This is a genomic window from bacterium (assembly GCA_035295165.1).
Taxonomy (GTDB): domain Bacteria; phylum Sysuimicrobiota; class Sysuimicrobiia; order Sysuimicrobiales; family Segetimicrobiaceae; genus JAJPIA01.
Genome location: DATGJN010000064.1, coordinates 43,042 through 56,628, shown reverse-complemented (window position 1 = coordinate 56,628; position 13,587 = coordinate 43,042). Strand labels below are relative to the sequence as shown.

The 13,587-nt window shown below is 63.5% G+C and carries 12 protein-coding genes; all 12 read right to left on the bottom strand.

All coding sequences use genetic code 11. The annotated features are described in order from the left end of the window. On the bottom strand, positions 1-240 hold a 240-nt coding region (locus tag VKZ50_10230), incomplete at its 3' end, for an NAD-dependent epimerase/dehydratase family protein (GenBank protein ID HLJ60098.1). A gap of 13 nt (positions 241-253) precedes the next feature. After that, positions 254-790: a GNAT family protein gene (locus VKZ50_10225; GenBank protein HLJ60097.1), complete on the bottom strand. Its 537-nt coding sequence runs from the start codon at positions 788-790 to the stop codon at positions 254-256. A gap of 5 nt (positions 791-795) precedes the next feature. Then, positions 796-1,944, bottom strand: coding sequence for a DegT/DnrJ/EryC1/StrS aminotransferase family protein (locus VKZ50_10220; GenBank protein ID HLJ60096.1), 1,149 nt, complete (start codon positions 1,942-1,944; stop codon positions 796-798). Positions 1,945-2,011: 67 nt separating this feature from the next. Next, a complete protein-coding gene (gene gmd / locus VKZ50_10215) occupies positions 2,012-3,070 on the bottom strand; it encodes a GDP-mannose 4,6-dehydratase (GenBank protein HLJ60095.1) in 1,059 nt (352 codons plus the stop codon). Positions 3,071-3,162: 92 nt separating this feature from the next. Beyond that, positions 3,163-4,617 (bottom strand): oligosaccharide flippase family protein, encoded by a 1,455-nt coding sequence (locus VKZ50_10210; protein ID HLJ60094.1) that lies wholly within the window; start codon positions 4,615-4,617, stop codon positions 3,163-3,165. After that, on the bottom strand, positions 4,614-5,852 hold the full coding sequence (locus VKZ50_10205) for a glycosyltransferase family 4 protein (protein ID HLJ60093.1): 1,239 nt from the start codon (positions 5,850-5,852) through the stop codon (positions 4,614-4,616). Before VKZ50_10205 ends, VKZ50_10210 begins: the two co-directional genes overlap by 4 nt. A gap of 91 nt (positions 5,853-5,943) precedes the next feature. Then, positions 5,944-6,939 carry an NAD-dependent epimerase/dehydratase family protein gene (locus VKZ50_10200; GenBank protein ID HLJ60092.1) on the bottom strand — a complete coding sequence of 332 codons (996 nt, stop codon included), beginning with the start codon at positions 6,937-6,939 and terminating at the stop codon, positions 5,944-5,946. Positions 6,940-7,055: 116 nt separating this feature from the next. Then, on the bottom strand, positions 7,056-8,531 hold the full coding sequence (locus VKZ50_10195) for a sugar transferase (GenBank protein ID HLJ60091.1): 1,476 nt from the start codon (positions 8,529-8,531) through the stop codon (positions 7,056-7,058). Positions 8,532-8,590: 59 nt separating this feature from the next. After that, positions 8,591-9,913, bottom strand: coding sequence for a nucleotide sugar dehydrogenase (locus VKZ50_10190; GenBank protein ID HLJ60090.1), 1,323 nt, complete (start codon positions 9,911-9,913; stop codon positions 8,591-8,593). Positions 9,914-9,951: 38 nt separating this feature from the next. After that, a complete protein-coding gene (locus VKZ50_10185) occupies positions 9,952-11,349 on the bottom strand; it encodes a hypothetical protein (GenBank protein HLJ60089.1) in 1,398 nt (465 codons plus the stop codon). After that, positions 11,346-12,140, bottom strand: a complete 795-nt coding sequence (locus tag VKZ50_10180; GenBank protein ID HLJ60088.1) for a class I SAM-dependent methyltransferase — start codon at positions 12,138-12,140, stop codon at positions 11,346-11,348. The genes VKZ50_10185 and VKZ50_10180 overlap by 4 nt, the downstream gene beginning before the upstream one ends. Positions 12,141-12,236: 96 nt before the next feature. Then, entirely contained in the window at positions 12,237-13,565 is a 1,329-nt protein-coding gene (locus VKZ50_10175; protein ID HLJ60087.1) for a nucleotide sugar dehydrogenase, read from the bottom strand. Between the last annotated feature and the right edge of the window lie 22 nt (positions 13,566-13,587).

The following is a 13,587-nucleotide window of genomic DNA, read 5'->3' as shown; positions in this document are numbered from 1 at the left end:
ATTGTAGTAGATCTCCCCCGGATGCGCGAGACCGAACTTGATCCCGCCGACGAACGCGGCCGCGTGGAACACCACGTCGATTCCGGGATGGGTTTCAAAGAGGTGTCGGAACTGCCGGGGATCCCGAAGATCCGTTCCGAGCGAACGAGCCACCGGAACGAACGTCACACCCTCGGCGGCAAGACGTCGGGCAAGCCGTTTTCCCAAGAATCCGGTTGCTCCGAGCAGAAGCGCCGGCACCGCAGCGGCGCGCCTACGGAACCGGGTACTGCTTGGCGTACTGATCCCGCGTCATCGCCATGATCGTGTAGTCCCAGTAGCGGCCGTGCCGATAGAGGTACTCCGGATACCGTCCGGTCTCCACGAAGCCCAGACGTTCGTATAGCATCCTCGCACGTGGATTGAACTCTGCAACCCGCAGGTACACCATATGCATGTTCTGGTGCAGAAACATGTACTCGAGCACCATCTGGTAGCTTGCCGTCCCGTAGCCTCTCCCACGTCGGGACGGCACGATGTCGAGGCCGATCTCACAGTGTCCGTTCACGGGGTCGATGTGCTGCACGCGCAGCGCCCCGATGATTTCGTGGGAAGCGGTCTCCACAATGGTAAAGCGCTTCTCCGACCGATGCCGCGCAAGATCCTTCCACCACGCCTCCTGCTCTTCGCTGGACGCCATGTCCACCGATCCAAGCTGCAGCAGAGTGCTCATGTCGTTCCGCAACTCGCGCAGACGCTCAAGATCCGAGGCTTCGACTGGTCGAAACCCAACATGTTTGTAGGTGTACACGGGACCTAGACCCGTCCCGCCCGCACGTGAACCGCCATCACCGCGTGGACCGCGTCGACGACGTCTCGGGTGTCCGTGTCCGACATTCCAAAGTAGAGCGGCAGCCGGACTAGCCCGTTGAAAAACGCTGTCGCATTAGGAAACTCCGTGTCTTCAAAGGAGCAAACCTCGCGATAGTAGCGATTAATGTGAAGAGGGTGATAGTGAATGTTGGCGCCGATCCTCTCCGCGCGCAGACCATCGATCAGCGCCTCTTTGAACGAACCGTCGACCAGAACGTAGAACAGGTGCCAATTCGGCACTGCCCCGTCAGTGATCGAGGGAAGTCTCAGTCCGTCAATTCCGCCGAGTTCGCGCTGGTAGAACGCCGCGATCTCGCGACGACGCGCGTTCATCAAATCCAGTTTCTTCAGTTGCGAGCGACCGAGCGCGCCCAAGAGGTTCGACTGGACGTAGCTATTGCCACGCCCAATGTACTCATAGTAGCCTTTCATCGTCGGGTTTGACAGGAACCGATGCTTGTCGGTCCCTTTCTCGCGCGCGACGATGATCCGGTCGGCGACCTCATCGTCGTTCGTCACGATCGCCCCGCCCTCGCCAACGACGAGGTTCTTCGTTCCGTGGAAACTGAAACAGGTCACGTCGCACAGCGCGCCGATCTTGCGATCCTTGTATGTCGCCCCGATCGACTGCGCGGAGTCACTCACCACATACAATCCGTGCCGCCCGGCCACGCGCAACAACTCGTCCATCTCGGCCGGGTTCCCCGCGTAGTCGACGGACACAACGGCCGCTGTTCGAGAAGTGATCTTTGCTTCCAACTGTCGCATATCCAGGTTGCCATTGTCAGCGCGTACATCCGCCAGCACGACTTTCAATCCGTTCATGATCGCGGCGAGCGCACTCGACGTAAATGTGAAGTCGGGCACGATCACCTCTGCGCCTTGCGGAAGCCCCTTGACCAAGAACGCGAGGTCAAGCGCGGCTGTGCAGGAGGTCGTAAAAAACGCGTGCCTCACTCCAAGGTATGCCGCCAGTTCCTGCTCGAACGCCCGGCACTCCGGGCCATCTCCACTCACGAACGTGGACCGCAGCGCGTCGTTGAGCGCTCGAAAGTCGTCGTCGTCGAAGAACGGTTTCGTGAGTGGAAGCATCTCTGTCCGCATCAAAGCAGTCCCCCAATCGTCCCGCGCACCAACCGACCGCCGTCCGCCCGCGTGTTCACGGCGACACGGCGCGCAAATCCCAGAAACGCTGGTTCGGGAACTTCTGCTCCAGGATCTTCTTCCCTTCTCCAATCGGCGCCAGCCCAATCGCTTCCATGTCTGCGTCCACCATGATGCGCACTAACTCGCGGAACCTCACCGTGGGAACCCATCCCAGGTGCACCTTCGCGGCCGACGCGTCCGCCACGAGATTCTCGACTTCCAGCGGACGCTGATACCGAGCATCGATGCTCACATGCTCGCGCCAGTTTCGGCCGACGTACGAAAAGGCCTCCTCGACAAACTCCGACACGGAATGGGCCTCACCGGTACCGATGACGAAGTCGCTCGGCCTATCCTGCTGTAGGATCAGCCACATCGCCATGACGTATTCCGGGGCATAGCCCCAGTCGCGTTTGGGGGCGAGGTTTCCGAGATACAGACGCTGCTGCTGCCCGGCAACAATCTGCGCGACCGCACGCGTGATCTTGCGACTGACGAAAATTTCGCCCCGCCGGGGACTCTCGTGGTTGAAAAGGATGCCGTTGCTCGCGAACATCTTGTACCCTTCACGATAGGTCGCCGTCATCCAATGCGCGTACACTTTCGCCACCGCGTAGGGACTGCGGGGGCGAAACGGCGTCCGCTCGCTCTGCGGCGCCCTCGCGTCGCCGAACATCTCGCTGCTCGACGCGTGGTAGAACCGCGTCTTGATTCCACTCCTGCGGATGGCCTCGAGTACGCGCGTCGTCCCAAGCCCCGTGATGTCCCCCGTGTACTCCGGCATCTCGAAGCTAACCTTGACGTGGCTCTGCGCGCCGAGGTGATACACCTCGTCCGGGCGCACATCGTAGATGAGGCTGATGAGCTGCTCGAGGCTCGAAAGGTCGCCGTAGTAACCAGCCAAGTGGCGATCCGGGTCGTGTGGATCGCGATAGATATGTTCGATCCGCCGAGTGTTGAACGTTGAAGCTCGTCGCACCAGCCCGTGGACTTCATACCCCTTGAACAGGAGCAGTTCTGCGAGGTAGGATCCATCCTGGCCCGTCAGTCCCGTGATCAACGCGCGCTTCATGCGGCCATCCACTCCTTCGACGACGTGATCCTATTCGCCGACACAAACACCGGTTCCATTCGACCAACGCCGGGCCGCGCGGCGTGCCCCTTTCACCGGCGCGCCAGCCAACGCCACACTTCACCCGACACTCTGACCATCCCAAAATAGACGGCCGCGCCGATCGGCAAGGCAACCATGAGGCCGATCCGACCCTGCGGTACGCGGGCGACGACAGCGGCCGTCGCCGCCGCGGACACCAGGGCAACCGCGAGCGACTGCAGGAGCTCGGGAGACACCGGATTGACTGCGGCGTACCGCGACGTCAGTACCACGCACTGAACGAGTAGAACTAGCTGGGACGCGTCCGTGCCCAACGCCACGCCATACAGGCCGTACCGCGGCACGAGTAGAAAGTTCAGCACGACGTGTACCACGGTTGCCACAACGCCTGCGACAAACAGCTCGCGCTGGCGATCGGCAATCAGCAACACGTGATAGTACAGAACTTGTACGTAACCGATGAGCGCGGCCACAACGAGGATCTGCAACGCGAGCGCCGCGGGAAGGAAGCTACCGCGATACAACAGCTCAATGATATCTCGAGATCGCATGAAGACAAGACACGCGAGCAACACGGACAGCGTGATCGTGACACGCCCCCACGTGATCCAATACCGTACAAACCGCTCCGGAGCTCGCTGTCGCGCCTCCGACAAGGCCGGGAACACCGCAGACGCGATCAACCCCATTGGGAACAGCATCAAGCCGTAGATCTTGTCGGCGGCATTGTACCATCCGATTTCGGCGAGCCGGCCAAGATACCCGAGCGTGACGGCACCGATGTTCTGGTTCAGATCACCGGACGCTCGCCCCAGAGCGATGTAGAGACCGATCCCCAGATACGCTCGCCAGATCTCACCCTGCACCCGAGGTCGCGGACTGAGAGGGAGCTTCCCCGACCGCGCCACGAAAATGAACGCGCTCGCCGCGGTCACTGCAATCGCTCCGAGGTACGCGACGCCAAGGGTGAGCACCGAGCCGCGGGAGGACGTTAGCCCGAGGACCAAACCAACGAGGCAGACAGTATACACAAACCGAAAAACCGCCTCGAACTCCATCTGCTGTCGCGCCCGAAACAGCGCATAGCAGAAATTGACGAGCTCGACGAGGGCGATGTAGAGACTCAATAGGACGATCATCTGCCGGATAACTGGGTCGCGCGTAATGAGGGCGCCGCCGGCCCACACGACCATCAAGCCGACGCCGCCGATGAGAAGCTTCAAGCCGAGCAATTCGCCGAATGCGCGCTCCCGACTGCGATTGGCCGCGAATTCTCGTGTGACGGCGGTCGCGATGCCGAAGTCGAACAGCGCCGAAAAAAGTGACACAAACGAAAACGCGTACCCGTAGATACCATACCGGACCGCGCCAAACGTGCGAACGACATAGATCGTGACGAGAAAGTCGCCTAGCCCCGCTACCCCGACCGCCAGCGTCAGCCAGAACGTGTTCTTGAGGATCACCTGGCGGTGATTGACGTTACGGAACAACCACGAAGCGATCACCGTGAAGAGCCGGATGCCGCGAGGGTTTCGGCAAGGTCGACAAGCCGACGCGCGAGTGAGTCCCACGAATTGTTCTTCCCGAGCGCAGACGCGTTCGCGGCCATCGCGTCCCGGGCGATCTGGGAGAGGGTGAGGAATCTGGCCATCTGCTCGTGCAGCGACTCGGCGTCCTCGGGCGCCGCCGCGAGCCCCAACTCGTACCGTTCCACGAGCCGTCCCATCTCAGAGACGCGCGTCGCGATCACCGGCCGCCCGTACGTGCACGCACCCTTCATCAACGGGCCGCTTCCGCCCGTGTACGCCCTGGTGTACGGCAGAATCAAGGCGTCGCACGCGGCAAAATACGCCGGCACCTCCCCGTCGGGCGTGTACGCAAGCCGGAGGATCACTCGGTCGGCGATATTAAGCCGCCGAACCGTCTCGACCATCGCCTCCGCAGTGTATTCCATCGGCCATCCTGCGATCACCAGATGAAACGGTTGCACCCGAAGCCGGGCTACGGCGTCGAGCAAGTATTCGACACCCTTGTCCCGGCGGAGAATTCCGAAGAAGAGAAACAGCGGACCGTCCTCGGGCAATCCAAGTTGTTTCCGCGCGGCCCCGCGGTCCGGCATATCGGGGGCGGGGTCCGCCCCATCCGGGATAACGGCAATCGGAAACCCCGTTGAAGGCCTGAGCTGCTCACGCAATGCGTCGCGATGCCACTCACCGAGCACGGCGAGGGCTTGAATCCCGTTGCCCAGCGCCCGCCGAAACACCTCACGCTGCACAACCTTATATGCCTTTTTCAGCATCGAACCGTGATACGCGGAGAAAGAAAAATTCGACGCCCAAAGGAACATGATCACCGGGGGGATCTCGCGCCGGCTGCGCCGCAGCAGCCACGAGGACGTCATGAATTCCGCATCCATGATGGCGACGGCGTCGAACGTCTCGCGTTGGCACAACCGGATCGCAGCGCCAGTGACCGCGATGCTGTTGCGGAAGTACCCCCAGTAGTAGTAGAGAGGCGCGCGACTGACCGCCGCATCGAACCGATCGAATGCCAGGCGGCGATCGGCGATCTCCACGAGGCGAAACCGAGGGGGCACAAGCAGGTATTGGGAAACGTCAAGACGGTTCGTGCATAGCGTCACGTCATGACCCAGCTCACCTGCCGCGTGGCACAGTTTCGTCGTGTAGAGACCGTAGTGGCCGCGCTTGTCTCCGGTTGGCTGGACGACGAGAAGTTTCATCCGGGATCTGCTCCGTCTTGAGCGGCACCACCATCCCGCAACGCGCTCGCGCCCCACCCGAGCGGTCGGCACCGGGAGCGGCCGGATCTGCCTAACGTGTGATCTGCGCCTTGAGCTGTCCCTTGTTCCGCAGCTCTTCGCTGATCCATCTGTAGGTCGACGCGAGCCCGTCTTCCAGCGAGGTGCCAGGTTCCCATCGCAGCACTTCTCGCAGTCGCGTGTTGTCGCTGTTACGCCCGCGGACGCCCTGCGGCTTGGTCAGATCGTAGCGCTTGTGTATCCGCTTGCCGGCGATGCGCGCCACGATGTCGACCAAATCACTGATCGTGACCACTCGGTCCGAACCAAGATTGAGCGGCGCATGATAGTCCGATTGCATCAACCGGAACACGCCCTCGACGCAATCGTCCACGTAACAGTAGGAACGCGTCTGCCGACCGTCTCCCCACACTTCAATGGAGTCGTCCGGTCCCGCAAGCGCGACCTTTCGACAAATCGCGGCGGGCGATTTCTCGCGACCCCCATCGTACGTGCCCAACGGCCCGTAGATGTTGTGGAACCGGACGACGTACGTCCGCATCCCGAACTCTTCTGCATAGTGGGCGCACTGGCGCTCGCTGAACAGTTTCTCCCACCCGTACCCGTCTTCGGGGTCCGCGGGATATGCATCTTCCTCACGCAGCGGCATGACGTCGGGTGTCTGTTGCCGGTACCCTGGGTAGACGCACGCTGACGACGTGAACAGGAACTTGCCGACATCGTTCACGCGCGCAGCTTCGAGCATCTGTACGTTGATCAACACGTTGTCGTGCATCACCGCCGCCTTGAAGCTCGTGATGAACCCGATCCCTCCCATGTTGGCGGCGAGATTGTAGCATTCGTCAACGCCCCGTGCGGCCTGTAGACAGTCGGCCCAACGACGCAGGTCGAGAAGCTCAAACTCGTCCGCGGGCGTTCGGTCGTACTCCGGGTATTTCACGTCGACGCCCCGCACCCAGTAGCCCCGGTGTTTGAGGTACTTGACGAGATGATGTCCGATGAATCCACCGGCTCCCGTCACGACGACACGACGACCTGTGCTCACCATTGGACACCCGTTCCTCCCCTGGAGAACCGGTTCGAATAACCAGGATCACTCTCGCACAATCCGTCGGCGATCAAGACGCTCATTTCGATCTAGTAGCTATCAACCGCGATTGACTATCACCAACGGCCCCGCATGGTGAGCGCGTGCGCGATGGTCTTCAGCAGAATGACCATATCAAGCCACAGAGATTGATGCTTGATGTAATACAGGTCATACTGCAGACGGACGAGCACGTCCTCCGTCGTGGCAGCGTAGCCCTGCCGGATGAGTCCCCACCCCCCCATGCCAGGTTTCACGACATGCCGGAGCCGATACAGCGGAAGCTCGGCTGCGAACTTCTCGACGAATTCCGGACGCTCGGGCCGCGGCCCGACCGCGCTCATGTCTCCCTTCAACACGTTGAGGAACTGCGGAAACTCGTCGATATGAGTGGCTCTAAGAAACCGCCCAACGCGAGTCACTCGCGGATCGGCCTCCTGCGCCCATACGGCGCCGTGGCGCTCGGCGTCCACGACCATCGATCGGAATTTGTAGGCACGGAACACGCGTCCGCCGACACCCACGCGCTCCTGCACGTAGAAAATTGGCCCCGGTGAGTCAAGCCGAATCGCCAGGGCCACGAGCGGCAGGATAGACCCGAGGCACAAGAGCCCCAACGACGCCAACACAATGTCCATCACCCGCTTGGCGACAAGACGAACCGTGCTGTGCGTCAATTGCTCAACCGGTAGCGCCACGTACCAGTCCTCGCGCACGTGCTCCACGGGCACACGGCCGGTCAGACGCTCATACAGCACCGCCATTGGGATGACTTCCACCCCGCGCTCGACCGATTCAAGCAGTGTCTGCAGCAAGACCGAGTCCACGCGATAAGTCGTCGCGAGGACCAATGCCGAGATCTCATGTCGCTCGACGAGCTGCTTGAGGTCGTCCCTCGCACCGAGGACGGGCACCGAGCCGTTGTCCTCCCGCCGGGCACCCAGCGCCGAGGTGTCGCGCTCGGCGCCACGGCCGGCGTCGGGAGAGTGCGAATCGCTGTCCACAAACCCGACCACACGATAACTCTCGTCACCATCCTCCGCCAGTGCCTGCGCGATTAGGTGGCCGGCGCGACCGGTGCCCAGGATCAAGGCGGGCTGCCGGAACGCCGGTCTCGGGAACAGGAACGTGTGGACCGTCCGCTCGAACGCGAGCGCGCCGACGACCAGCAGTGGAAACGCGACGAGCTCCACTCGTGACGCAGGAAGTGGCGGCGTGACGTACGGAACGACCAGGTACAGCAACGCGGTGAGCAGACCCGCCTTGATCGCAGCAGCGACGCTGGCCCCCAGGCGCGCAGCGACCCTGGGTTCGTAGGCGTCGAACGTCGGTGCCATCACCAGCCAGATCAGCGCGAGCACGACAAACCACGTCGGCTGTCGGAGGACTAATGTCCAGTCCGAACGGAAATGCAGCCGAGCGCCTTGTGCGAGCGTGAGCGCAGCGAACAACGCGATAAGATCCAGCACGGTAAGGAGCAAGCGGCGCTCCGAAAATCGGAGGCGCAACCGAACCCCGGACCGGACACCCGCTTTGGTGGCAAGATGCTGCATGCTAGTTTCTCAGAAATCCTCTCCGGCGGGTGCCGTCTACCTCGCTGGACTCGCGTTCGTCACTCAACCGGCCGTCCCAGTGCCACGTAGCATACGCGCGGCCCGAGCTTTTCAGCATCGAGAATCCGCCAGCAGTCGATGACAGCCGTCAACTGCTCGCCCACATATGTTTCCTCCACGGCATGGAACTCCTGCGCGGCGGTCATGATGATGCACACCGACACGTCTCCCACACACGCCCGCGAGGACGGGGCATACGAGACGCGATCGCCCAGAACGGCGCGGGCCGGCTCGAGCGCGAGCGGGTCATAGACGGTAATCTCAAGGTCACCCGCGCCGAGGAGTTCGTCGATCAACGCTAGGGCGGGCGACTCCTCGACGATCGGGGTCCCTGCCTTGTACGACAACCCGAGGATGCCGACGCGCCGGTTCTTGCGGGGAAGATGCCGTTGCACGAGCTCGACGATGTCGTGCGTGCGCGCGCGGTTGATCTCGTCGGTGGCCTTCGCGAGTCTCGCGTCAACGCCGTGCTGCTCCGCAAAGGTCGCGAACGCGCGGTTGTCCCTCGGGAAGCACGGTCCGCCGAACGGCAGCCCACCCCTGAGGCTGTACGGCGACACGCGCCGGTCCGCCCCCAGGGCCCGCGTGATCGCGTCGATATCCGCCCCGGGCATCGCCTCGCAGATCGCTGCGAGCGTGTTCGCAAAGCTGATCTTGGTAGTCACAAACGAGTTCAGCGAGAGCTTCGTGATCTCGGCGCTGATGATCGACATCCGTGCAATCTGCGGGGTATTCTCGCAGACTTTCCGGTAGATCTCCTCCAACTGCGTGCCCGCACCGTCGCGGTTCTCTCCGATCAATACCAGATCCGGATTGAGAAAATCGGTGATCACACTGCCGAGCGCGATGAACTCTGGATTGTAGCAGACATCGAACCCGTCGTGGATCGCTCGCCCGGACGTAGTTTCGATCAGCGGAGTCAGACTTCCGTCGATGGTCCCCGGAGACACTGTGGAGGTGACGGCAAACAAGTGAGAACGCTTCCGCGAGTCCCGAAGCGCGCGCGACAGATGCATGAGCGCGTCCCGTAGATGGTGGTCGGAGAACTCCCCGTTCGGCGCACTCGGGGTCGGCACGACGAGAAACGTCACATCGGAGCGCTCAAGGGCGGTCCGATAGTCCCCGGTCGCCCGGAGACGACCGCCGGCCGCGGCCATGACCTCCGACAGCCGGGGCTCGTACATGGGAGGGATCCCGTCATTCACTAATTGGACCGTGCGCGCTTCCACGTCGACCCCGACGACGTCGAACCCGCGAGACGCAAAACACGCGGCGGTACACAACCCGAGCTTGCCGAGTCCAATCACGGAGATGCGGGTCACCGCACGTCCCCCCTCTTGTTCCGACCGGGCGCGCCGGCTCAGCGCATCGATCTGGCTGGCGCCGCCGGCAGCCTCCCGGTCGCGCCCGCGACGCGACCGTCATCCACAGACGCGATCATTCCGAAGAACAAGCTGAACGCGATCACCCCTTCCGGAATATCCACGACCGGATGAAGGAGGTTCGCAACCAGCAACGTCACGAGCCCCATGGCACCGATGGTCGCCGCCGGCCAACCCGCGCCGCCTGGCCGCGCATGCGCGCGCCGCCACGCCACCCGCAGCGCCCACGCGTTCATCGCCAGGAACAGGAGCAGGCCCGTGACGCCAGACCTGATCAGTAGATACCCATAACCGGCCGACACGTAATGCCAGGCCGATTGTGCTTCGCTCGGGGTCGGCCCCCCGGTGGGAAGGCGGGTGCCGAGCCCGGTCCCGAACACCGGATTTCTCTTCACCAGCGGGATCGATGCCGCGACTTCGTGGACACGAAATGCAAGCGATCCGTCGCTCGCGATAAGTCCCCACCGCATCGCCCCAAAACTAGCCCACCGGCTGATCCACCGACCTCCGGTAACCGACCCGAGGGCCAACGCGGCCGCGATCAGGCACACGGCGCCAACCACGGCCAGCGGTCGGAGCCGGATCGCCCGCAATCCGGAGACCGCGACGACCATGACCGCGGCGAACGCCGCCACCCCCTGGATGAACCGCTCCGCGGTCGCCAGAATGTACCATGCCAAGATGAACGACGCAAGGGTCCAGCCCGCCGCGGCACCCCGGCCCCGTGCCGTCAGCACACCGACGAGCCCAAGCAGGAACGCGACGGCGGGGGTGATCCACTCCAGGTATTTCACGAGGAGCACACCTCCCGTCCAGCCCTGAAGCTTCAGCAGCTCGTCGGGATAGCCGGGGATCGGCAGATACCCCTCGACGTGCGCAAACACCGCGGCCGCGGAGACCGCCGCACCGATCACAAACGCCGCGGCAAAGGCGCGGTAGTCTTCCGCGTGATAGCCTCCCGCGACGAACGCGAGCGCGAGCGCGTAGAATGCCAGGCCGCGCGCCTCGCGCAGCGCGTAGAACGCGGCGTCGGGATCGCGCATGCCCATGAGGAACGGCACTGTCATGAACACAAGAAAGGCCGTGATCCAGAGAGCCGCCGGCGTCCGCCGCCGGATGGCGCCGACGATCCGCGGCAGCGCGAGAAGGACCGCAACCCCGACGAGCGCGTCCACGAGGTTGATCGTGGCGTTGCCGATCGTGAGCAGCGGAAACAGCCGGAGCGTGTACCACGGAATCATGGCCCCGACGACGCACACCGCCATCAGCGCCCATCTATCCAGCGCCGCAACGTCGAGCGACCGGCGCGACCCCTGCACAGCATACGTCTCGGGGCCGCGCCGCGCCGGGGCCGCCGTCGGCCCTGAAGCGCTCATGCCTCCGCCGTCACGCACAGATGCCAGCCGAAGTGGCGCTCCAACCACCGGAACATCGGCGCCGGCAGGACGCGATAGTACCACACGCGCGTGTACCGGTATTCGGTGTAGTCGGGAAACCGATATGGGAAGATGTGGTCGACCCACATCTCCCGGATGCGAAGTCCGCGCAGCAACGACGGCATCTCCCGGGGAAGATACGTGTACGTCACCGGGCACCCCGTCTGGGCCTCCGAGTATCTAGCCACGACGCGCGGCAGGTCCCACACGCGGCCCTTTCCATGGCGCACGAGAATTCCCATCACCTTCGAAGACCGCCGATGGTATACCATGATCTTCAGCGTGCTCCCCGGCCGCATGTACCGGCGAATCTGCTCGATCGCACGAGGCGGATGGGGCGTGTGGTGGAGCACGCCGAACGAGTAGACCAAGTCGTACGGTTCAATGGGCACCACTCCGGTCAACGTTTCCGCGTTCGCGACGTGAAACGTGATCTGCCGCTCGAGGCCGTACACGTGCGCGCGCTGCCGGGCGATCTCCACCGATCGCTCAGACAGATCCACCGCAGTCACGCGCGCGCCGTGGCGCGCGAAGTTGATCGTGTCGGTGCCGATCCCGCAGCCGATCTCCAGGACGCGCTTCCCTTGCCAGCGCGGGAACTCCGCAAATCGGGGGATGTGAGGCTCGACGAGGTACTTCCGGGCCTCAACCTCATCGAAGTACTCGCGCGTTCCTACATCGCGCGGCGAATGCCGGATATTGCACGGTCGCGCGTTCCAGTACTCGGCCACACTCGTGATTGGAACATCCGAGAACGATCGCGCCACATCCGTATTAAAGCATAGGTCCATTGGGATTGGAAGCCCGCGGGGTGTCTGCGCCGACGGTTACGGTGCGGCCGTTCGTGGAACCGGACCCGTTCCTACCCCAATGTAGGCGAACCCGAGCGCTTCGAGGCGTCGCCGATCCAACATGCGCGCCATGTCGAGCACGAACGGGTGGCGCATCTCGGAGAGGATTCTCGCGTAGTCCAGCGCCTCGAACTGCGGCCATGGCGTGACCACCACCAACGCGTCCGCACCGGCCGCCGCCAGGTACGGATCCCGGCTGAACTCAAACGGCGGCAGGTCGGCGATCTCCGTCGGATCCGCCTGCGGGTCGGCGGCGGCCACCGCTGCGCCGGAGGCAACCAAGCGGCGAATCACTTCCACGGCGCCGGAACGCCGCAGCGTGCTCGTGCCGACTTTGTACGTGAGACCCAGCACACCGACGCGGCGTCCCTCAAGCGCCCCATACGCCTGCTGTAGCCACCGAACCGGAAGTGTCTTCTGATCGTCGTTGACGCGCAGCACGGCGTCGAACAAATGAGGGACGTACCCATGCCGGCCGCCCAACGCCTGAAGCGCCTTGATGTCGCGCGCCAGCGTCCCGCCGGCAAAGCCCATCCCCGGCGTCAACGGCACGTGCGGACCGACCCGGCGCTCGAGCCTGAGCGCCGCCAGGAGCGCATCGAGATCAACGCCCTCAAGTTGGGCGAGATTGGCCATCTCGTTCACGTAGCTGATGGACGTTGCCAGAAACGCGTTGATTGCGTGTTTGATCGTCTCCGCAGTCGCGAAGTCTGTCCGGACGCGTGGTGCGTCGACGCGGGCGAACACCCGATCCACGGTCTCGTAGGCGGCGCCGTCGCGGGCGCCCACGACGAGCATGTCGGGCGTCAGGTAGCGCTCGATCGCCTGCCCGAGCCGGATATTCTCCGGCACGCAGGCGACGAGAACCTGCCCCGGCCGTGCGGCCTCAAGTGCGGCGCGGATCAACTCGCAGCTGCCGACCGGGACCTGGCTCTGCACCAACAACAGCGCGCCGGACGGCAGCCCGTTGCCGACCCGCTGCGCTGCTTCTCGGACGATCGAAGGATCGGCCTCGTCCTCAGAGTTGACAGGCGTGTCGTACGCAATGTACCCGACGTCAGCTTCTCGAACCGCTTCCTCCAGATCTCCCGAGAACCGCAGAGTGCCAGCAGCGAGACCCGCGGTCAGCAATTCATCCAGGCCGGGCTCGCGCAGCGGCGCGCGTCCTGCACGCAGTTCCTCGAGACGACGGGGGCTTGTCTCGACTCCAACGACCGCATGCCCGAGCTTCGCGAGGCACGCCGCAGCCACGCAACCCAGGTGCCATAGACCGATCACGGCGACCCGCAGCCGCGCGTTGTCCATAGGCGCACCTCCTCTGCAGTAA